Origin of the sequence: Rheinheimera sp. (assembly GCF_037442345.1) — a bacterium.
In the GTDB taxonomy this organism is placed as follows: Bacteria; Pseudomonadota; Gammaproteobacteria; order Enterobacterales; family Alteromonadaceae; genus Pararheinheimera.
Genome location: NZ_JBBIQL010000003.1, coordinates 91,222 through 113,291, shown reverse-complemented (window position 1 = coordinate 113,291; position 22,070 = coordinate 91,222). Strand labels below are relative to the sequence as shown.

At 53.9% G+C, this 22,070-nt stretch carries 14 protein-coding genes and 1 tRNA gene; 8 read left to right on the top strand and 7 right to left on the bottom strand.

Annotated features, from left to right (window positions below):
* Position 1: 1 nt before the first annotated feature.
* The 4 genes from rsxB to WKJ04_RS02465 form a co-directional block, all read right to left on the bottom strand.
* Positions 2-556 (bottom strand): electron transport complex subunit RsxB, encoded by a 555-nt coding sequence (rsxB, locus tag WKJ04_RS02480; protein ID WP_337878963.1) that lies wholly within the window; start codon positions 554-556, stop codon positions 2-4.
* Positions 553-1,137 (bottom strand): electron transport complex subunit RsxA, encoded by a 585-nt coding sequence (gene rsxA, locus WKJ04_RS02475; protein ID WP_337878962.1) that lies wholly within the window; start codon positions 1,135-1,137, stop codon positions 553-555. Before rsxA ends, rsxB begins: the two co-directional genes overlap by 4 nt.
* A 78-nt stretch (positions 1,138-1,215) precedes the next feature.
* Positions 1,216-3,066 carry a GGDEF domain-containing protein gene (locus tag WKJ04_RS02470; protein WP_337878961.1) on the bottom strand — a complete coding sequence of 617 codons (1,851 nt, stop codon included), beginning with the start codon at positions 3,064-3,066 and terminating at the stop codon, positions 1,216-1,218.
* A gap of 91 nt (positions 3,067-3,157) precedes the next feature.
* Positions 3,158-3,234, bottom strand: a tRNA-Asn gene (locus tag WKJ04_RS02465).
* Between the two features lie 533 nt (positions 3,235-3,767).
* On the opposite strand from WKJ04_RS02465, the gene WKJ04_RS02460 reads away from it, so the two are divergent.
* The 5 genes from WKJ04_RS02460 to WKJ04_RS02440 all read left to right on the top strand — a co-directional run bounded on the left by WKJ04_RS02460 (position 3,768) and on the right by WKJ04_RS02440 (position 11,057).
* Positions 3,768-5,135 carry an MATE family efflux transporter gene (locus WKJ04_RS02460; protein ID WP_337878960.1) on the top strand — a complete coding sequence of 456 codons (1,368 nt, stop codon included), beginning with the start codon at positions 3,768-3,770 and terminating at the stop codon, positions 5,133-5,135.
* The gene (gene uvrB, locus WKJ04_RS02455; protein ID WP_337878959.1) at positions 5,132-7,123 is read left to right on the top strand and encodes an excinuclease ABC subunit UvrB; all 1,992 of its coding nucleotides are present in this window, start codon (positions 5,132-5,134) and stop codon (positions 7,121-7,123) included. The genes WKJ04_RS02460 and uvrB overlap by 4 nt, the downstream gene beginning before the upstream one ends.
* A gap of 151 nt (positions 7,124-7,274) precedes the next feature.
* A complete protein-coding gene (locus WKJ04_RS02450; RefSeq protein WP_337878958.1) occupies positions 7,275-8,054 on the top strand; it encodes a putative porin in 780 nt (259 codons plus the stop codon).
* Positions 8,055-8,211: 157 nt separating this feature from the next.
* Positions 8,212-9,624: a mannose-1-phosphate guanylyltransferase/mannose-6-phosphate isomerase gene (locus WKJ04_RS02445; protein ID WP_337878957.1), complete on the top strand. Its 1,413-nt coding sequence runs from the start codon at positions 8,212-8,214 to the stop codon at positions 9,622-9,624.
* 2 nt (positions 9,625-9,626) lie between these two features.
* The gene (locus WKJ04_RS02440; RefSeq protein ID WP_337841000.1) at positions 9,627-11,057 is read left to right on the top strand and encodes a phosphomannomutase; all 1,431 of its coding nucleotides are present in this window, start codon (positions 9,627-9,629) and stop codon (positions 11,055-11,057) included.
* Here the strand turns inward: WKJ04_RS02440 and WKJ04_RS02435 are convergent.
* On the bottom strand, positions 11,054-11,941 hold the full coding sequence (locus tag WKJ04_RS02435) for a LysR family transcriptional regulator (RefSeq protein ID WP_337878956.1): 888 nt from the start codon (positions 11,939-11,941) through the stop codon (positions 11,054-11,056). The two genes, WKJ04_RS02440 and WKJ04_RS02435, sit on opposite strands and share 4 nt — an antisense overlap.
* 129 nt (positions 11,942-12,070) lie before the next feature.
* On the opposite strand from WKJ04_RS02435, the gene WKJ04_RS02430 reads away from it, so the two are divergent.
* From WKJ04_RS02430 to WKJ04_RS02420, 3 genes are all read left to right on the top strand, one after another.
* The gene (locus WKJ04_RS02430) at positions 12,071-13,153 is read left to right on the top strand and encodes an efflux RND transporter periplasmic adaptor subunit (RefSeq protein WP_337878955.1); all 1,083 of its coding nucleotides are present in this window, start codon (positions 12,071-12,073) and stop codon (positions 13,151-13,153) included.
* A gap of 3 nt (positions 13,154-13,156) precedes the next feature.
* On the top strand, positions 13,157-16,213 hold the full coding sequence (locus WKJ04_RS02425; RefSeq protein ID WP_337878954.1) for an efflux RND transporter permease subunit: 3,057 nt from the start codon (positions 13,157-13,159) through the stop codon (positions 16,211-16,213).
* A gap of 238 nt (positions 16,214-16,451) precedes the next feature.
* Positions 16,452-18,227, top strand: a complete 1,776-nt coding sequence (locus WKJ04_RS02420) for a M14 family metallopeptidase (RefSeq protein ID WP_337878953.1) — start codon at positions 16,452-16,454, stop codon at positions 18,225-18,227.
* A gap of 51 nt (positions 18,228-18,278) precedes the next feature.
* On the opposite strand, the gene WKJ04_RS02415 is transcribed toward WKJ04_RS02420, so the two are convergent.
* Positions 18,279-21,044 (bottom strand): diguanylate cyclase, encoded by a 2,766-nt coding sequence (locus WKJ04_RS02415; RefSeq protein WP_337878952.1) that lies wholly within the window; start codon positions 21,042-21,044, stop codon positions 18,279-18,281.
* Entirely contained in the window at positions 21,041-22,009 is a 969-nt protein-coding gene (locus tag WKJ04_RS02410) for an ABC transporter substrate-binding protein (protein WP_337878951.1), read from the bottom strand. Before WKJ04_RS02410 ends, WKJ04_RS02415 begins: the two co-directional genes overlap by 4 nt.
* Positions 22,010-22,070: the final 61 nt, after the last annotated feature.

Here is a 22,070-nt window from a genome sequence, read left to right as displayed (position 1 = left end):
ATCAGGACTCCACCACTTTGACCGGTATGGCCTGTAAATCCCATTTCCACCGCTCCAGGCTGGGGGCAAGCGGACGCATTTCTATGCAGTCGACAGGGCAGGGTTCGACACAGAGATCGCAGCCTGTGCACTCGTCCACAATGACGGTATGCATTTGTTTGGACGCTCCGACAATAGCATCCACCGGGCAGGCCTGGATGCACTTGGTGCAGCCAATGCATTCCTCTTCGCGGATAAATGCAACCCGCTTTACCGCCGGCGTTTGCGCTTCGTTCAGCGGTTTGGCATCCACCCCCATTAAATCGGCCAGTTTTTTAATGGTGGCTTCGCCGCCCGGTGGGCATTTATTAATGTCGTCGCCATTGGCAATGGCTTCGGCGTAAGGACGGCAGCCGGGGTAACCACATTGACCGCACTGGGTTTGTGGCAGAATCTCATCAATTTGATCGACCAGTGGGTCGGCTTCCACTTTAAAACGAATGGCAGCATAGCCTAATAAGGCACCGAAGATCAGCGCCAGCATACCCAAGGCCCATAAGGCGGTCAGAATCGTCATACCGCTTTCACCAATCCGGTAAAGCCCATAAAAGCCAACGACATCAGGCCTGCAGTCACCATCGCAATGGCGGCCCCTTTAAAGCTGACCGGCACATCGGCAGCCGCCAGCCGCTCGCGCATTGAGGCAAATAAAATCAGCACCAGGGAGAAACCGGCCGCCGCACCAAAGCCATACACCACAGACGACAGAAAGTCGTGCCGGGCCTGAACGTTAAGCAGGGCCACACCCAAAACCGCACAGTTGGTGGTGATAAGCGGCAGGAATATTCCCAGCAGCCGGTACAGGGTGGGGCTGCTTTTATGCACCACCATTTCAGTAAACTGCACCACGACAGCAATCACCAGAATAAAGGCCAGTGTGCGCAGGTACAGTAAATCCAGTGGTTGCAGCAACCAGGTGTCGACCAGATAGCTGCATAAAGACGCCAGCGTCAGCACAAAAGTGGTCGCCATCGCCATACCTATGGCGGTTTCCAGCTTTTTGGACACCCCCATCACAGGGCAGAGGCCCAAAAATTTAACCAACACGAAGTTGTTCACCAGTACGGTACTGACCAACAACATCAGAAATTCGGACATAAGAGTTTCCCAGAAAAAACTGGCGGTATTATGCGGTCTTGCACTGCGACAGACAACAGTTCAGCGTTGAATCGCCTGTTATTCCAGCGCAGCAGGTTTATTCAGATAGTAGCCTTGCAGGCCATCAACCAGCAGGGATTCAAGCATTTGTTTTTCTGCCGCGGTTTCCACATTTTCGGCCAGCACGGCAATACCGATGCGGTGGGCCAGGTCCACCATCAGCCGGATAAAGTACTGGTTATTTTTGTCGTCTTCAATTTGCCGGGTATAGCTGCCATCCAGTTTAACAAAGTCCGGTTTCAGCTCACGGAAAAACTTAAAGGAAGTAATACCCATACCAAACCGTTCCACTGTGACCCTGGCCCCTTGCTGATGCAATAAATCCAGCAGGCGTTTGGACAGTCGCAGGTTGTGTTGCAAACCTTGTTCGCTGATTTCAAATACCAGCCGGCTGCACAGCTCAGGCTCGCGGCTCAGGCGTCGGTCCAGCCAGGCCACAAACTGTTCATCCTGCACGGCACCGGCGGACAGGTTGATCCCCAACGTCTGAGTGGGCAAACGGCTGGCCAGAGCCATGGCCTGTTCGACAATCAGTTTTTCCAGTTCGAGCAGCCGGTCCAGTTTGCCGGCCATCTCCAGCACCAGTGCCGTGGGCAGCAACTGCTCGTCTTTACTGCGAAAGCGCACCAACAATTCGGTGTAACTGCGGCTGCCTTTGTTCAGCGGCTGGACCATTTGACCCAGCAGGGTCAGCAACTGCTGCTCGATAATATCATCGAGCAACTGCCGCCAGTTCTGCGGGGAAAAACTGGTTTGATGGGCACTGTGTTCCTGATCATTGTATAAATAAAGCCGGACCGAACCTTTGCCGTGCTGCTGGCGGGCCAGACCAATGGCGGTGTCGGCCAGCGCCAACAGTTCGCCCAGTGCTTTGCCCTGATGGGTCAGCACCAGGCCCAGCAGCACAGGATGTGACAGGTTTTTTTGCTGCAAATACAGCTGGCACTGTTGCAATACCAGGTCTGCCAGCTGCTGCGCCTGCTCAGGGCTGGCGTCAGCCTGCAACAGGCAAAAGTCGGTGTGGTTCAGGCGGAACAGGCTGGGTTGTGGTGTCAGGGCCAATTGTCGCAGCTGATCCGCCATCTCTTTAATATAGAGATCACCGGCCAGGTAACCTTGCTGCTGATTAATGTCATTCAGGTTTTCACAGCGGATCACCACAAACAGGCTATGGTGCACTGCATTGGCATTTTTTAGTAAGGTCTCGTAACTGCGCACAAATTGCTGGCGGTTTGGCAACCCGGTCAGTTGGTCGACCAAAGCCAGCTCCAGCAGATAATCTGCTGCTGTGGTACCGCTGGTGGACGTCTGAGTCTGACTGACTGCTTGCCCTGTTGCCTGCTGGGCTACTTTTTCAAGCGGGTGCAGGGCATGGCTGGGTTTGCGTGCCGGCTGATTTTTCAGCCGGTAAAAAGGCAACAGCACCAATAAAGCAGAAGCAAAACTCAGCAACAGGCTTTGCCATTGCAACTGACGTAAAAGCTGTTGCAAAGCGGGCGAAAAGCTGACGGTCAGCCCATGCAGTTCATCCCGGATCTCCATTGGGTCCAGCGACACGGCAAAAAGCGCCAGTGCATAACGGGCCAGTTCAATACCGCTTTCTGCATTATCATGCTCGTGCAACACGGCGCCATCCAGTTGGCTGAGCTTTAAATAAGGCAGCTGAAAACTACTGCTCAGTTGCCGCGTCAGTATTTTGGTATCGCCGGTCAGATGATTGGCCAGCAATTGCTGGATAGCAGCCTGATGGGTCTGTTGTAACTGACTGATTTGCAGAGATGCCGCCTGCCAGAATAACCAAAAACTCAATACTGCAGAGAGCAGGGCACAACCCCAGGACAGCAGACTCAGACGCGTAGGTATGTTCATAAATAATTTCTGATCAGGATGCATCACTTCGGACCTAAGATCCTAAGAGTAAGATATTTCAGAGGAAAAACGAAAGAATTTATCAGGAGTATGGCTCCCCAGGTTGGACTCGAACCAACGACCTACGGATTAACAGTCCGCCGCTCTAACCGACTGAGCTACTAGGGAACAGCTTCACAACGGGGCGCAATACTAATGCCAGCCCCTACCCCTGTCAACACTTTCACCCGCGCTTTTTCAGCAAATAGATTCAGTTGCTGTTTGTTTCGCCAGGGCGCTTAAAAAATGGCAGATTCTGCAATTTCAGCAGCTATGCATTGCTTATTCATGGCCGCAACGAAAGAAGTTCAGGCGACGCAAGGCCTGGCTAAGGTTGTCCACAGATTCTGTGGATAAGTCTGTGAATTTGGGAGGCCTCAACAAGCAAACCCCTGAATCAATGCGGGGTAGCGCCAGATCAATAGCTTTGCGGTGAAATTTTTATTATATAAAAATCAATGGTTTATAAAAACAATACAATTGATAATTTATGCAGAAGAGCGCATAACTGCAAAAACTTTCGTTGCCCTTATGCTGTGAACACTTTTTACTAAATTTGCACAAATTTGCTGCGTTTTTGCCCAATTAAAAGCCTGCCGGGCGCTGGAGTCCAGGCCTGGTTTTGACTACAATGGCGGCCTCTTCGCCCTGAAGTAATAGTAATGACTGATTCTTCCTCCGCTAAGCCCGATTTGTTGCAAGGTGACATTCGCCAAACGCTGACACAAATGACAGTGCCGGTCCTGTTTGGCATGATCACCCTGATGTCGTTTAACCTGGTCGATACCTTTTTTATCAGTATGCTGGGCACGGCTGAACTGGCCGCCGTCAGCTTCACCTTTCCGGTCACCTTTACCGTGATCAGCCTGGCCATTGGATTGAGCATCGGCACCTCGGCAGTGATAGCCCGGGCTTTGGGAGCTGGGCAACAGCAGGACGCCAAAGCCGATGGTCTGGCGGCACTCTGGTTATCGGCGTATCTGGTGGCGGTGTTGTCCGTCATCGGCTATTTCAGCATTGACCCTTTATTCCGGTTGTTAGGGGCCAAAGCCGATACCCTGCCTTTTATTCATCAGTACATGGAAATCTGGTTTCTTGGCGCTGTGTTTCTGATCACCCCGATGATTGGCAATGCGGTACTGAGGGCCGCAGGGGACACCAAAACTCCCAGTATTCTGATGGCCTGTGCTGGTTTATTAAATGCGGTGCTGGACCCCATCTTTATTTTTGGCTGGGGGCCGGTGCCGGCTATGGGGGTGGCCGGTGCTTCCCTGGCCAGCCTGGTGTCCTGGCTGCTTGGTTTTGGCTTGATCCTGCATTTATTGGTGTATAAGCGGAAATTGGTGGAACCTGGCCACCAGAACTGGCAGGAATTTTGCCGCATCAGCCGGAAAATTCTGCATATTGGTTTACCGGCTGCGGGGGCCAATATGCTGACGCCGCTGGCAATGGCCGTACTGACTGCAGTAATGGCCAGTTATGGCGCAGAGGCGGTCGCGGCTTTTGGTGTCGGAGCCCGGCTGGAAAGTATTGCCTCTTTGGTTATTCTGGCTCTGTCGATGACCCTGCCGCCTTTTATCAGCCAGAACCTGGGGGCCTGCGCTTATCAGCGTATTGAGCAGGCCTACCGCACCTGCATTCGTTTTATTCTGCAGTGGCAACTGGCGGTGTATCTGCTGCTGTGTGCTGGTGCGCCCTGGATAGCCGCAGTCTTTACCTCAGACCCGCAGGTTGCGCAGTATATCCGTTATTTTATCTGGATCCTGCCTTTAGGTTATGGCCTGCAGGGCCTGATTATTCTGACCAATTCTTCTTTTAATGCGCTGCATCTGCCGCTCAGTGCACTGCAGTTGTCCGTGGTGCGGCTTTTTGTGTTTTATGTGCCTTTTGCCTGGCTGGGCGGGCTGATCGGCGGAGTGGTCGGGGTTTTTGCCGGTTGTCTGCTGGCCAATTGCTGCACATCCATGCTGGCCCGCATCTGGTTTAAACATAAAGTAGCGCAGCTTCAGTCAGAAGGAACTTCCGTATGAGCCGTGATTTTGAATTAGTGTCCAGCTATCAGCCAGCCGGCGATCAGCCCACTGCGATTCGACAGTTGGTGGACGGGCTGGAATCTGGTCTGGCGCACCAGACCCTGCTGGGGGTCACCGGCTCCGGCAAAACCTTCACCATGGCCAATGTGATAGCCCAGGTGAACAGGCCCACGCTGATTATGGCGCACAATAAAACGCTGGCCGCACAACTCTATGGCGAGATGAAGGAGTTTTTTCCACATAACGCGGTGGAGTACTTTGTGTCCTATTACGACTACTACCAGCCAGAAGCTTATGTACCGGCCAGCGACACCTTTATTGAAAAAGACGCTTCTATTAATGAGCATATCGAGCAAATGCGGCTGTCGGCCACCAAAGCACTGATGGAGCGGCGCGATGTGGTCATTATCGCATCGGTGTCGGCCATTTATGGTCTGGGCGACCCTGAGTCCTATATGAAAATGCTGCTGCATCTGAAAGTGGGCGATATTGTCGATCAGCGCAGCATTTTACGCCGCCTGGCTGAGTTGCAATACAACCGCAACGACGTAGCCTTTGAGCGCGCCACCTACAGGGTGCGTGGGGATGTGATTGATATTTTTCCGGCTGAATCGGATGAGATTGCCGTCCGGGTGGAACTGTTTGACGAAGAAATTGAACGCATCAGTCTGTTCGACCCCTTAAGCGGTGCGGTAGAAAAGGTCGTCAACCGTCACACCATTTATCCGAAAACCCACTATGTGACGCCCAGGGAAAAAATTCTGGAAGCAGTCGACAAGATCAAACTGGAGCTGAAGGACAGACGCGCTCAGCTGCTGGCCGAAAACCGCTTGATTGAAGAGCAGCGCATTGGCCAGCGCACCTTGTTTGATCTGGAAATGATGGTGGAACTGGGGTATTGCTCCGGCATCGAAAACTACTCTCGCTATTTGTCAGGCCGGGCCGAAGGTGAACCGCCACCAACCTTGCTGGATTATTTCCCGGCCGACGGCCTGATGTTTATTGACGAATCCCATGTGACCATTTCGCAAATAGGCGCCATGTATAAAGGGGATCGTTCGCGTAAAGAAAACCTGGTGAATTACGGATTCCGGCTGCCATCGGCGTTGGACAACAGGCCGCTGCGTTTTGAGGAGTTTGAAGCCATAGCGCCGCAGCGTATTTACGTGTCAGCCACACCCGCCGACTACGAGCTGAAGCATTCAGCCGGCGAAGTGGTGGAGCAGGTGGTACGGCCTACCGGCCTGGTGGACCCGCAAATTGAAATCCGGCCGGTGGCCACTCAGGTGGACGATTTGTTATCCGAAGCTTATCAGGCGGCGCAGCGGCAGGAGCGGGTGCTGGTCACCACCCTGACCAAAAAGATGGCCGAAGATCTGACTGATTACCTGGCTGAGCATGGCGTGAAAGTGCGTTACCTGCACTCAGACATCGATACTGTCGAGCGGATGGAGATTATCCGCGATTTGCGTCTGGGTGTCTTTGATGTATTGGTGGGCATTAACCTGTTGCGGGAAGGTCTGGATATCCCGGAAGTGTCGCTGGTGGCGATACTGGATGCCGACAAAGAAGGCTTTTTACGCTCAGAACGGTCACTGATCCAGACCATAGGCCGTGCTGCCCGTAACCTGAACGGCAAAGCCATTTTGTATGCCGACCGCATCACAGGCTCAATGCACAGAGCCATCAGCGAAACCGAACGTCGGCGCGCCAAACAGATAGCCTATAACGAACAACATGGGATTCAGCCGCAGGCCATTCGCAAAAAAGTGGCCGATGTGATGGACCTGGGCCAGGACAATGCTGAACCTAAAGTGGCAGAAAAACTGAAGCTGGCCAAAGGCAAAACCCCCTATCAGCTGCAGGCCGAAATTAAACAACTGGAGCAGAAAATGCTGGCGCACGCCAAGAACCTGGAGTTTGAACAGGCGGCTGCCGTGCGCGATCAAATTCATCAATTGCGCGAAGCCCTGCTTGAAATCTAGCCTTGTCTGCAGCCGGCCGGGTCAGAACTGACCCGGCCGGTTGTTTTTTATCCACTTGAAATATTTACATATTTTCACAATGTTGTTCAGAAATCATTAAGTTAACCCTTGGTACAGTGCCTGCGTTTTCTAACATAAAAGGAATGTTTGTATGAAAGGTTCTTTACTGGCATTAATGATTGCAGCTGTGTCTACCGGTGTGGCTGCCAACACTTATCAGAACGAAACGACACTGAACTATGGCTGGGGCGATATCGCCAATACAGATTCAGACCTGGATGCCTGGCAGTTAAGCCATCGTTTTTATCTGTCCCCTGTCGACACTTCCGGCAACGCGCCTCTGGCTGAAAGCGCATTTATCAATAAAAACGCCAGCGTCTTTGCTACCTTAGGCCGTTTTTCTGTTGATGGCGACGATCAGAACAACTGGTCAGTGGGCGGTGAGTTCATGTCGTCCCAGCATAATTTCTACGGTTCACTGGAATGGACACATTTCAGCAACACCAATGATCAGCAGGTCGATGCCAGCCTGGGTTACTTTATTACCAATGACTGGCTGGTTGGCGCTATTGCTGAGCACAGCAGCCCGGATGAAGGTGGCAGCACCACCAACTACGGCGTGATGACCAAGAAACTGTGGGACCTGGGCACAGGCGACATGATGAATCTGGAAGCCACTGTTCTGGATTACCGTAATTGGTCCACAACCCGCTACGGCGTTGGCGCCGATTATTACTTCGGTAAAAATTTCTCTGCCGGTGTGGGGTATCAGTGGTTATCGGATGGCGTGTTCAGCGAAAGCGAAGACAGCCTGAGCCTGCGTGCCCGTTGGTTTGCCATGCAAAACCTGTCGGTGCAGGCTGAAGTGGCCTTTGACACCCTGGAAACGGCAGATGATCTGTATTCAGTGGGGGTCAGCTACCGCTTCTGAGAGTAGCGCCCGACCGTTGATGTCCGAAGAAAAGGCCCGTGAGGGCCTTTTCTGTTGGTATTTACGACAAAAAGCCGCGGCTTGCTTAGCATCAAGAGTGCATTGTGGTAGCTTACAGCAAACTCTGTTAAGAGCCCTGTCAGGCTGAAGGATAGTTATGATTTTCCCTGTAATAATGGCCGGAGGAACCGGCAGCCGATTATGGCCTTTGTCACGTGATTTAATGCCAAAACAGTTTCTGCAACTGAGTGGCCATCACAGCATGTTGCAGGCCACAGTGGACCGCTTAGGTGGGCTGGACTGCTGTGCGCCGTTGCTGATTTGCAATGAAGAGCACAGGTTTGTCGCGGCGGAACAACTGCGGCAAATAGACCAGCTGAACCAGAACATTATTCTTGAACCGGCCGGGCGCAATACAGCGCCAGCCATCGCACTGGCCGCTTTTACTGCGGTGAACAAAGCGCAGGATCCGTTGCTACTGGTGCTGGCCGCCGATCATGTGATTGCACAGAACGACAAGTTTCAGCAGGCAGTGCGCCAGGCGGAAAAACTGGCGGAACAAGGTTTGCTGGTGACTTTTGGCATTGTGCCTACCGCGGCGGAAACAGGCTATGGCTATATCCGGCGGGGCATGGCTCTGGCCGGAGATGTTGCTGCGTACCGCGTCGGGCAGTTTGTCGAAAAACCCAAACAGCAAGTGGCTGAACAGTACCTGGCCAGTGGTGATTACTACTGGAACAGCGGTATGTTTCTGTTCCGTGCCAGTGTCTATTTACAGCAGTTGAAACAATTTCGCCCTGACATTTATGCCGCCTGTGAGCAGGCCATGGCTGAAGTGACTCCCGATTTGGATTTTATTCGCATCAATTCAGAGGCTTTTCTGGCCTGCCCGGACGACTCAGTCGATTATGCCGTGATGGAAAAAACCGACGCCGCTGTGGTCGTCCCATTGGACGCGGGCTGGAGTGATGTGGGTTCCTGGTCGTCGTTGTGGGACATCAGTCCGAAAGACGCCAATGGCAACGTGCACCAGGGCGATGTGCTGGCGGTTCAGAGCTCCAATAACTTTGTGATGGCCCAAACCTGTCTGGTGGCGACTGTCGGGCTGGACAATATGGTGGTGGTACAAACCAAAGACGCCGTGCTGGTGGCTGCCAAAGACAAAGTGCAGGACGTCAAAACCATAGTTCAGCAGTTAAAAGCGGCTGGCCGCACTGAGCACAGGATCCACCGCGAGGTTTACCGTCCCTGGGGGCATTACGATTCCATCGACAGCGGTGCCCGTTATCAGGTGAAACGTATTTGTGTGAAACCGGGCGAAAAATTATCCTTGCAAATGCATCACCACCGCGCCGAACACTGGATTGTGGTCTGTGGCACGGCCAAGGTCACAGTGGACGGCAAAGAAAGCTTATTGTCAGAGAATCAGTCAGTCTACATTCCGTTGGGGGCCGTGCATGCACTGGAAAACCCCGGCAAAATTCCGCTGGAATTGATTGAAGTGCAATCGGGGTCTTATTTGGGGGAAGACGACATAGTGCGTTTTTCTGACCGTTACGGCAGGGTGTAACTATGGCCTTGATGGTTTCGCAGCTTCTCAGCCAGAGTGGTATCGCTTTTGGTACCAGCGGTGCCAGGGGGCTGGTCAGTGATTTTAGCAACAACAACTGTGCCGCCTTTACTCAGGCATTTATTGAGGTCATGCGGCAAGGTTTTGTGTTTGACCGTATTGCACTGGGCATCGACAACAGACCCAGCAGCCCGCAGCTGGCCGCTGCCTGCGCTGGCATGGCCAGGGCCTGCGGTGTGCAGGTGGATTATTATGGCGTAGTGCCCACTCCGGCCCTGGCCTTTAAAGCCATGCAGGACAAGATCCCCGCTGTGATGGTGACAGGCAGCCATATTCCATTTGACCGCAATGGCCTGAAGTTCTATCGGCCCGATGGTGAAATCAGCAAAGCCGATGAGCAGGCGATCGGGTCAGTCTGCTCCCGGCTGGCTGACTATGAACCTGAATTGCCGCCATGCAGTGATGCGGCGGCGACTGCTTATATGACGCGTTATCTGCAGGCTTTTCCTGCGCGTTGCCTGCAGGGAAAACATATTGGGGTCTACGAGCATTCCAGTGCCGGCCGCGATATCTACCGTCCCTTGTTTGAACAGTTAGGCGCCCGTGTGACTCCGCTGGAGCGCACCGACACCTTTGTGCCTGTGGACACCGAAGCCGTGTCTGAACAGGACCAGCAGAAAGCCAGAGCCTGGTCGGCCCGCTTTGGTTTTGACGCCATTTTTTCCACCGACGGTGACGGCGACAGGCCATTGATTGCCGATGAACAAGGCCAATGGTTGCGTGGCGATATTGTCGGGCTCTTGTGTGCCAAAGCTTTGGGAATTGGCCGTTTGGCGGTGCCGGTCAGCTGCAATACGGCAATAGAAACTTGTGGTGCTTTCAGCCAGGTGGTGCGCACCCGGATAGGTTCGCCTTACGTGATAGCGGCTTTTGATGCCTGGCAGGGCGCTGCAGAGTCTTATGCGGGCTTTGAAGCCAATGGGGGTTTTATTCTGGGCAGCCCGCTGCAACTGGCATCGGGAGCGCTGGCCGCCTTGCCAACCAGAGATGCGTTGCTGCCGGTACTTGCATTGCTGCTGGCTGCAGGTTCGCAGCCGTTGTCTGCACTTTCGGCGCAGTTGCCTCAGCGTTTTACCGCCAGTGATCGATTGCAACAGGTGCCTGTCACACGCAGTAAAGCATTGTTGGCGCAGGCGCAGGCGGCACCACAGCAGCTGTTAAGCACCCTGGGGCTGTCTGGTATGCAGGTGGTCAGGCTTGATAACACAGATGGATTACGGCTGACATTAAGCAACGGTGACATTCTGCATCTGCGCCCTTCAGGCAATGCCCCCGAGCTGCGCTGTTATGTGGAATCTGGTCATCCGCAGCGGGCTGCTGCTCTGGTGTCTGAGGTTCTCAGCCGATTAAAGGCAGAGCTGGTGCAGGCCTAAGTCCCTGTGGCCAGTTGCTGCCAGATGGAATCGGCCACCGGGCCGGGCAATACATGCCTGTGCCGCACCAGATGTACTTCGCCGCCGATAAAACGCGGAAACTCGGTTGGGTGGAGCTGCATCAGGCGGCCGGATTCCAGTTCGGCCCGCACCTGGTACCTGGCAACCATACCCCAGCCCAAATGGGCCAGCAGAGCCTGTTTCATGCACAGGCTGTTGTTCACTTTCACTCTGTGAGGTGACTGCAGTGGCAATAACGCGCCCGCGTCAAAACTCAGCGCATCTGAATCGGCCACCAGCTGCGGCAAGCTAGCCAGCTGGGTGTGTTGCGTTAAAGGGGCATCCAGGCGGCTCAGTAATTCCGGGCTGGCGACACAGACCAGTTCAAAGCGGCCGACGGCGACAGACTCAAAATCACCCAAACCAATAAATACGTCGTTCCAGGGGCTGATGGCCAGGTCAGCTTGCTGCGCCTGCAGTTTTTCCAGTGCTTTCAAACGGTAATCACAACTGAGCTGCAGCTCCGTCTGAGGATAAGCTTGTTGCGCTGCGGCAATAACGGGTAAATACTCAGACAGGTTCACGGCTTCGTCAAAAGCGAGGCGTAAGCTGGGTTCGGCACCTGTACTTAAATACCGCGCCAGGGATTTCAGCTGGTGGCTTTGCTGTAACACCTGCTGTGCCTGCAGATAAAAACGCTGGCCTGCCGGTGTGAGCTGCAGCCGGTACTGGCTGCGGTCCAATAGAGCAAAGCCGCAATCCTGTTGCAGCTTTTTCAATGCCATGCTTAAGGCGGGCTGGGTTTTATGCAGTTTCTGTGCGGCCTGCTGCAGGCTGTCGCTATGCACTATGGCATCCAAAATATGCAGTTGTTGTAAGTTCATACACTCGGTTCGATGACGGCGCCAAAAGGTTATAAGTTTTTTTTATAAAGTAGAGAAATAAATATAAATTTTAACTTCGAAATGGCTTTTGTATAGTGCTGTTTTCTGGAAGGAATAAGGGAGATTTCCATGCGTTTATCATGCTGGCTGCTTGGCCTGACGCTGACCACTCTGGTTGGCTGCTCTAAACCTGAAACTGCAGAGACAGAAACTGGTCCCCGGCCCGTCAAGTTGTTTCAGGTCGATGATGGTTCAGCCCGGCTGAAACGTCAGTTTCCCGCTGTGGTGGAACCCACCGAAAATGCCAGGCTGACCTTCAGGGTCAGTGGCAAACTGACTCAGTTTTCCATCCGTCCGGGCCAGGAGGTAAAGCAAGGTCAGCTGCTGGGCCAGTTAGACCAGACCGATTTCAAACTGAAAGTTGAGCAGGCCAAAGCGCGTTTTCAGCTGGCGAAAGCCCAGTTTGACCGGGCGGATTCGCTGATTGGGCAAAAACTGGTGTCGCAGGCTGTTTATGATGAAGCCAAAGCCCAGTTGCAGGTGGCAGAAGCCGATTTAAAAACCGCCGAAACCAATTTAAGTTACACCAATCTGGTGGCACCTTTCAGCGGCATTGTGTCGCGCACTCTGGTGGAAAACCACGAAAATGTGGCCGCGCAGCAGGCCATTTTGGAGCTGCAATTAAAGGGCATGGTCGATGTGGTGATCCAGGTCCCGGAAGATGTGATAGCGCTGGTTAAAAAAGATCAGCAGTATCAGCCGGATGTGGTGTTTGATTCGTACCCGAGCTTAAGCTACAAGGCCAGCATTAAAGAGTGGGACACCCGGGCAGACAGTGCCACCAACAGCTTTAAAGTGGTGTTTTCAATGCCGCAACCCACCGAATTTAATGTGCTGTCCGGCATGACGGCCAATCTGATCGCCGATTTAAGTGCCCTGATGCAGCTGCCGCAAACTACTGTGCTGGTGCCTGCCAGCGCCGTGTTTTCTGCCAATGACCAGCCTGCGGACACTCAAGCGCAGTTTGTCTGGGTCTATCAGCCCGATCTGGGGCAAGTCAGCCGCCGTGCTGTCACTGTGGGTCGCCTGACCCAACAGGGGCTGGAAATCCGCTCAGGTCTGAGCGCCGGGGACCAGGTGGTGACCGCCGGGGTGCATCAGTTGCAGGAAGGGCAAAAAGTCCGGCCCTGGCAGCGTGAGCGGGGACTCTGAACCATGGATGTTGCACAGTATTTTATTCGCAATAAAACCTCATCCTGGATGGTGACCGCCATTTTGTTGATCGGCGGCATTCTGGCTTATCTGGGGCTGGGGCGGCTGGAAGATCCGCAGTTTACGCTGAAACAGGCGATGGTACTGACACAGTACCCCGGCGCTTCGCCGCTGCAGGTGGAAGAAGAGGTCAGTTACCCGCTGGAAAGTGCCATTCAGCAACTGCCTTATGTCGATCATGTCACGTCCATTTCCACTGCTGGCAGTTCGCAGATCATGGTGGAAATGAAAGGTATCTACCGCGCCAAAGAGCTGAAACAAATCTGGGACGAGCTGCGCCGCAAGGTCAATGACTTAAAACCCCAGCTGCCGCCCGGTGTGGGCACCCCTGTGGTCAATGATGACTTTGGTGATGTGTATGGCATTTTGTATGCCATCACTGGGGAGGGCTACAGCGACGAAGAAATCCGCGACTATGTCGACTTTTTGCGTCGTGAGCTGGTGCTGGTCGATGGGGTGGGCAAAGTGTCGGTCAGTGGCCGCCAGCAGGAGCAGGTGGTGGTGGAGTTTTCCCGCTCCCGCCTCGCCGCCTTAGGTATTCCGCCGGCACAAATTGCCAATCTGCTGCAAACCCAGAATGTGGTGTCCAACGCCGGCAGCATCAAAGTAGGGGAAGATCGGATCCGTATTCATCCGACCGGCGAGTTTCAGTCTGTCGAAGAGCTGGAGCAGCTGATTATCAGCAATCCAGCCGCGAAGGAGCTGATTTATCTGGGCGATGTCGCCAGGGTGTATCGTGATGTGATGGAAGCTCCCAGCCAACTTCTGAAGTTCAATGGCAAAAATACCCTGACGCTGGGCATTTCTTTTGCCAGCGGCGTCAATGTGGTGAATGTCGGGCAGGCGGTGGCAGAGCGGTTGCAGCAACTGGAATACGCCCGGCCTGTTGGCATGGACATTAATACGGTTTACAACCAGCCAGCCGAAGTGGAAGTGTCGGTGCAGGGGTTTGTGCTGAACCTGGTGGAATCCGTGGCTATTGTCATAGTGGTGCTGCTGGTCTTTATGGGGCTGAAAAGTGGTGTGCTGATTGGCCTGATTTTGCTGCTGACCGTGTTGGGCACCTTTATTTTTATGCAGCAAATGCAAATTGAGCTGCAGCGGGTGTCCCTGGGGGCACTGATTATTGCGCTTGGCATGTTGGTGGACAATGCCATAGTGGTTACCGAAGGCATTTTGATTGGTTTGCAGCGACGCCTGAGCGTGTCGCAGGCCGCGTCCGCCATTGTAAAACAAACACAGTGGCCTTTGTTGGGGGCCACTGTGATTGCGGTGACAGCCTTTGCGCCTATTGGTCTTTCCAGCGATGCCACGGGGGAGTTTGCCGGTTCACTGTTTTGGGTGTTACTGGTCAGTTTGTTGCTGAGCTGGCTGACCGCCATCAGCCTGACCCCATTTTTTGCCAGCCTGTTTTTCAAAAAAGAAATGGCACAGGCGGCTGAGGCCGAGCCAGAACTGTACAAAGGGGTGATTTTTGACGCCTACCGTGCCTTGCTTGGCGCTGCGCTCAAGTACCGGCTGATCAGCTATAGCCTGATGCTGGTACTGCTGGTGCTGTCGGTGCTGGGTTTTGCCAAAGTGAAACAAGTGTTTTTTCCGCCATCCACCACCCCTATTTTTCTGGTCGACTTGTGGCAACCGGCGGGTACCGACATCCGCCAGTCTGACCAGGACGCCCAGGAGCTGGTGCGTTATCTGCAAGGTCTGGAAGGGGTGGAAGCCGTCACGCTGACCAGCGGCCGGGGGGCAGACCGTTTTATGCTGACCTACCAGCCGGAGAAGTTTTATGCCAGTTACAGCCAGTTGATTGTGCGGGTGCAGAATTTAACTCTGTTGACCGAACGTATGAAAGACGTGCGCCGTTATGTCACTGAACAGCAGCCACGTTTGCTGCATAAACTGAAACGGCTGGAAGTGGGGCCGGCCACCACGGCGAAAATTGAAGCCCGTTTCAGTGGGCCTGAGCCGCAGGTATTAAGGCAACTGGCTGAGCAGGCCAGACAAATCCTGCAGCAAGACAGCGGTACCACCAATCTGCGGGATGACTGGAGCAACAGAGTGAAGGTGATCCGGCCGCAGTTCAATGAAGCCATAGCGCGCAGGGTCGGCATCAGCAAACAGGATGTTGACGATGTACTGCTGACCCATGTCAGCGGCAAAACAGTGGGTATTTACCGCGACGGCACCCATTTGTTGCCCATTATCACCAGAGCACCGCAAGCCGAACGGCACAATGTGGATGCGCTGACAGATATTCAGGTGTACAGCAGCAAACTGAACCGTTATGTGCCCATCAGCCAGGTGGTGTCGGGTTTTCATGTTGAATGGGAAGATCCGCAAATCATGCGGCGCGACCGCAAACGTACCTTAACCGTGATGGCTGACCACAATGTGCTGAGTGACGACACCGCTGCGGCTTTGTTGAAACGGGTGCGCCCAGCCATCGAAGCTATCCAGCTGCCACCAGGGTATCAACTGGAGTGGGGCGGCGAACTTGAAGCGCAGACCAAAGCCCAAAAAGCCTTGTTCAGCTCATTGCCTCTGGGTTATCTGGTGATGTTTGTCATTACCGTACTGCTGTTTAACTCCATGCGGGACGCGGCGGTTATCTGGGCCTGTGTGCCTATGGCCATTATCGGCGTCACTTGCGGTTTGCTGTTGCTGGGGGTGCCTTTTGGTTTTATGGCCTTGCTGGGTTTCCTCAGCTTGTCCGGTATGTTGGTGAAAAATGGCATTGTGCTGCTGGATCAGATTGAGCTGGAACTGTCGGAAGGCAAAGAGGCGTTTGCGGCCGTGTTTGACAGCGCGGTCAGCCGGGTCCGGCCTGTGGCAATGGCCGCAATCACGACAATTCTTGGCATGATCCCGTTGGTATCGGACGACTTTTTTGCCAGCATGGCAGTGGTCATTATGTTTGGTCTGGGCTTTGGGACTGTGCTGACCCTGGTGTTTTTACCACTGATGTACTGCTCCATTTACCGGATCAAAAGCCCGGCCTAACCTGTGCAACTCAGGCTGGTTCCGGCCTGAGTAATTTGTTATGGAAATTCATCGACAAAGTCCGGTTTTTACCGGACTTTTCTGTTACAGAATATGCTAACCTGAGCTCACTGCAGGCAACAGTTCTGTGCACTGCAGTGCCTTACAGTGGCTTGCGCCTTGATATGCCTTCTTCATCGGCCAGCCGGTTTTCAGGACAACGGGAGCCAGACCCTGGCTTCGCGATGGATACAATGCAATGAACAGAATAAAAATTTTAACTTTGTCCGCTTTTTGTTTTTCTGCCTTTGCGGCCGATCACTTGCCGCCTTTCCCCAACTGGTCCGGAGCATCCGCCCAACTGCAAAAAGAAGCGCAGCACCCTTGGGTGACGCCGGCGGAGTTGTCCGGTTTAACCACAACCCCCAGCTACGACGAAACCTTTAAATTTCTCGACCGTCTGGTGGCCAGCAGCCCGATGCTGCGCATGGACATGATTGGCGTCAGCCCGCAGGGCCGCTCTATTTATATGGTCAAAGCCGGCACCGATCCGGAGCAAATCGGCAAAGACGGCAAACCAGTGCTGCTGGTTCAGGCTGGTATTCACAGTGGGGAAATAGACGGCAAAGACGCGGGCCTGATGTTATTACGCGACATAGTGCAAGGTGAAAAAGCCGGGTTGCTGAACGACGTCAATCTGTTGTTTATCCCAATTTTGTCGGTGGACGGCCATGAGCGCAGCGGTAAATACCACCGCATGAATCAGCGTGGGCCTGAACAGCAGGGCTGGCGTTCCACCGCACAAAACCTGAACCTGAACCGGGACTATGCCAAAGCCGAAGCCCTGGAAATGCAGGCGCTGCTGAAAGTACTGAACAACTACAAACCCGATCTCTATCTGGATGTGCATGTCACGGACGGAGAGGATTACCAGTACGACATTACCTTTGGTTTTAATGAACCCATGCATGCGGCCAGCCCTAATGCCGCCAGTTGGCTGGCGTCTGTGTACAGGCCCGAGCTGAATCAGGCCTTGCGCCAGGCTGGGCATTTGCCGGGGCCGCTGGTATTTGGTCTGGACCCGCTGGATTTCAGCAAAGGCATCAGCGGTGCGCATTTTACGCCGCGGTTGTCCAACGGTTACGGCGATATCCGCCATATCCCGACCGTGCTGATTGAAAACCACAGCTTAAAGCCTTACCGTCAGCGGGTGCTGGGCACCTATGTCCTGCTGGAGCACAGCTTAAAGTTGCTGGCTGAACAGGGCAAAGTGCTGCAGCTGGCGAAGAAGGCCGACGAAAATGCCCGTCCGGCAAGCCTGACACTGGCTTATAAAGCCAGCGACACACCGGAACTGATCCGCTTTTCAGGTGTTGCCTCTGAAATTCGCACCGACAAGATCACAGGTTTACAGTACCGGGCCTGGACAGGGGAGCCAAAGTTATACGAAGAATTGCCACAATACTGGGAAAATGTTCCGGCTGTGGAAATTGATGTTCCCGCAGCCTATTGGGTGATGCCAGAACAGCACCAGGTGCTGGCCAAACTGGCACTGCATGGCATTGAAACCACTAGGCTGAAATCAGCCAAAACCATTCAGCTGCAGCAACTGACAGCCACCCAGTGGAGTTTTGCACAAAAGCCCTATGAAGGCCGCTTTACAACAGACGCCCAATTTAAACGGGACTGGAAAAAAATTCGCCTGCCGGCAGGCGCAGTGCGCGTCAGCACCGACCAGCCACTCGGCCGTCTGGCGGTGGCTTTGCTGGAACCTACAGCACCGGATTCATTGTTTCATTGGGGCTTTATGCCGGGCATGTTTGAACGCACCGAATACTTTGAACCTTACGCTATTGTTCCGCTGATTGAACAAGCCGCCAAACAGGATAAAGCGCTGAAGCAGGAATTTGATGACGCAGTAAAAGCCGACAAGGCGCTGGCCGGTTCAGCTGAAGCAAAAGTGCAGTGGTGGTATCAACGTTTGCCGTACTACGACCAACACTACCTGAAGTACCCGATACTGCTGGAGCATTAACAGGCCGGGGTTTCAACGCGTTTGTACGCAGGGCCCGTCAGAAACACCGCCTCAAGGCGGTGTTTCTTTTTGTGGTTCAGTTTCAGGTTCAATGTTGGATTGCCAAAAGTAATACCGGTTTTTCCCCAGATGTTTGGCTTGGTACATGGCTAAATCAGCCTGACGTAGCAGGCAGGCCGCATCTGCCGCCTGAGCTTGTGGATAAAAGGTCAGGCCAATACTGGCGCTGACGCAGACGCGGTGCTCGCCAATCTGAACCGCAGTGCTGGCTGCGGCAAGCAGCCGGTCCGCAAAGGGGATCGCATCCTCTGGTGAAGACAGCTCTGTAATCAGTGCAATAAATTCGTCGCCGCCTAAACGGGCCAGCGTATCGTTGTCACGCATGGCTGCACGCATCCGGTTTGCCAGTTCAATCAGCAGGTAGTCACCGGCTTCATGGCCCAGGCTGTCGTTCACCGCTTTAAAGCCGTCCAGGTCGATAAAAATTACAGCCATTCTGGTTTTTCTGCGTTTGGCCTGAGACATGCTTTGTTCTATGCGGTCGGTCAGTAACAGGCGGTTTGGCAAGCCGGTCAGCGAGTCGTAATGGGCAATAAAACGCAGTTTTTCTTCCTGAGCTTTATGCTGGGTAATGTCGGAAAACAGCGCAACAAAATGCTGCACGTGGCGCTCTGAATCGCGCACCGCAGACATGGTGATCGACAGCACCATGGTTTCGCCCGACTTTCTGCAACCCTGCAGTTCGCCTTCCCAAAAGCCTTCACTGACCAGTTTACGACGAACCTTCTGCTGGTAACTGTCGTCAGCCAGAGCTCCGCCCAGCATACTGATATGCCGGCCCACAGCCTCCGTTTCGGTGTAGCCGGTAATACGGCAAAACGACGAGTTCAGGTCCAGAATAGTGCCCTGGCTGTTGGTGATAAAAATACCTTCCCGCGCCGTGGTAAACACGCTGGCTGCCAGCTCCCGTTTCATCTGACTGAGCTGATTCTCTGTCACATCAATTTGAGAGCCGGTAATCTCGGTAACATTGCCGTGGTCATCCCGCACGGCACAAAGCTGCGTCTCTACCCATAACTGTGAATAACTGGGGTCGGTATTGTCACGATACAGGCTGTTTACCGTATAGCCACGCGCCAGCGGGTAGCTGTATTTAAACAGTCCCGCGTAGTTGGTTGCCACCCAGGCGCGGTATTGATTTTCGATATGCTCACGGTAATTGGCCGGAATGGCATGTTGCCACCAGTCTGGCGTGCGTAATATTTCGTGAGCGCTTTTCAGATGCAACGTAAAACAATTCGGGCTGATGTAGTTTAACTGCATGGTTTTCGGGTCAAACGCCAGGATCACGGCCGGGCTTTGCTCCAGCAACTGGTCCAGGCGTTGCACACTCTGTTGCAGTTTCTGTTTGATCGCTTTGCGGCGGCTGACGTCAGTCCCTATCAGTGCAAAGGTAGGCGTATCGGAACCACCCGCCGGTAGCAGGGTTAAATCTGCGTCCAGATGCAATAACTTACCATTGCTCAGTTGCAGGCAAAGTTCCATCGACTGCGTCTGCATTGGTCCGGACTGCAGTTTGTGCAGTGTCGGTAAAAAGGCCGCCTTCTGCTGTGGGTCGTGCAGCCAGTCCAGTACGGACGTCTGCCAGTTGTGCCCGTTGTCCGGGCTCAGAAGTCTGAGCGCATAATGGTTGCCGCTGAGGATCCGCGCCTGACTATCAAAGCGGATAAACAGCAATTGTTTGCTGCTGTTGAGCGCGGCATGCAGCTGCACTTGCTGCTGTTGCAGCTCGTCCCGGTTTCTGCTCAGCTCTGTCATGGTCTGCTGCTGGATCCTGTTGTGCCGCCTGAGCAGCAACAAACAACCGAGTGTCAGCACAGTGACACTGGCGCCTGCCAGCAGATACAGAGCATGCTGATGCAACCAATACAGTGGAGAAGGGGCGGCCAGTCCCTGATAAGGTGGCAATTGCATCGTCTGCAATGCATAGTCTGCACCGCTGTAGTCCGCTGGCGCCGAAAACCCATAACTTAACTGGTGCAGAGAGGCATAGAGGTTAAATTGCAATAAAGCCTGAACCACTTTTTCCTGCCATTGGGCAGGTACGCCGGGCATCACCAGCAGCGGCCAGTCCGGGTACAACCGGGTGGAGGCCGCGAATGGAAACGCTGTCAGTTGCTGCGGGTTTAATACCTGCAGCAGCGCCTGAGTTTCACTGTCTTGCAAAAACATCTCTTCCAGTGCGCCGCTACGGACAAACCCCAGGTCCACCACTTTATCAAGCACCAGTTCAATCACTTCCTGGGCGGAATGTGCATGCCTTAACTGCCGTGCATTCAACCGAATCCCCAATTGGTGCAGCTCCATGCGCTGAGCGGCGTGTCCTCCTAACGAATAATCACCACTGGACGCAATTTGCATATTGTTCACCTGGGTCAAATCACACAGCGGATTAAGTTTCAGGCAAAACATCACGCCGCTCATCTGAGCCAGCTGGCCGTCGGCACTCCGTCTGGTTTGCGTCAGCAGTGGCGGCGGCATGTACTGGCTGGATTTCAGCATCAGGTAAATATAAGGGTCTGCCAGCAGGAAATCGGCCTGATGGCTGAGCTGACGAATGCTGAGCTGATCCGCAGAGACAAAAACCAGTTCAGTTTTTAACGGCGCCAGCGCCTGCGCTAAATAGTTGCCAAGCGGTGCATATTGCAGCCGGGCTTTCAGATCGGTGGAGTGGGCCATCACGCCAAAACGCAGTGTCGCCGGCTCGGCCCGTACCTGCACAACCAGAACGCACAACAACAGCAGCCATCGGATCATAAGCGTTGCTCCTGAGACAACTGGTACAACGCTTCGGAATGAAACAGCTTCTCTGTGGCAGGCTGGCCGGAAAGATAATTCAGCAACAGCCGGCAGGACTGCGCCAATGCAGCGGCTGGCGACATCAGTTTGAGGTTCAGCTGAACATCCGGTATATCCACGGGGCGGAAATAGTCGTCACACTCATGCAGGCTCAGGTTACGCCACTGTGCAATACGGCTGATGCTGTCATGGTAAAACAGCCGCAGTTGCGATTGACCGGCGAGGCTGGTCTGCAGCAGGCTGAACAGAGTCTGCTGATCAGTCAGCAGGTCGGAGCGCACCACCAGTACCTGATACAAAGGAGGCAGGTCGCAGCTTTGTGGATACAGTGCTTTGGCTCCGGCCCGGCGGATGTAATTGGAGACGGGCGGGTTGGTGATCACCAGGTCAATCTGCCGGCTCTCCCAGACCATCAGTTGTTGCAGGTGGGGCAGGTAAGCCAGCTGTATCTCATCCCGGCCAATGTTGTATTTTTCCAGCGTCTGATCGAGCAGCATTTCAGTGACAGGCCGCTGCTCCAGCGCAACCACTTTGCCTTTCATTTCCCGCGGATGCTGCAACTCCGGGCGGCACAGCAGATAATCAGAACCGCAGGACTGAGACAGCACCTGAATCACAGTGAGGGGCAGGCCCTGTTCAAGGCAGAGCAGCACTTCGTCCAGCGCCAGCGTGGCGGCGTCCAGCTGGCCTTCCAGCATGGCACTGACCAAAAAAGACGCCGACTCCGTTTTACGCAAGGTGATGCCGGGAGCCAAGAGGCCAAACTGCTCGGCCAGATAAAAAGCTTCGTGCCCCGGGTGTGGGTAGGTGCCCAGAACAACAGCAGGTCTGTTGCTGCAACCGGCGGCAAGCAAGGGCACCAGCGGGCTCAATGCCAGCATCTGTAAAAAATGCCGGCGGCTAAAGTGACGGTTCTTCCCCATAAAACGCGCAATCCTTGCAACTCATGTTGCTAAATTCTTTCCAGCTTAACAACAGACAACA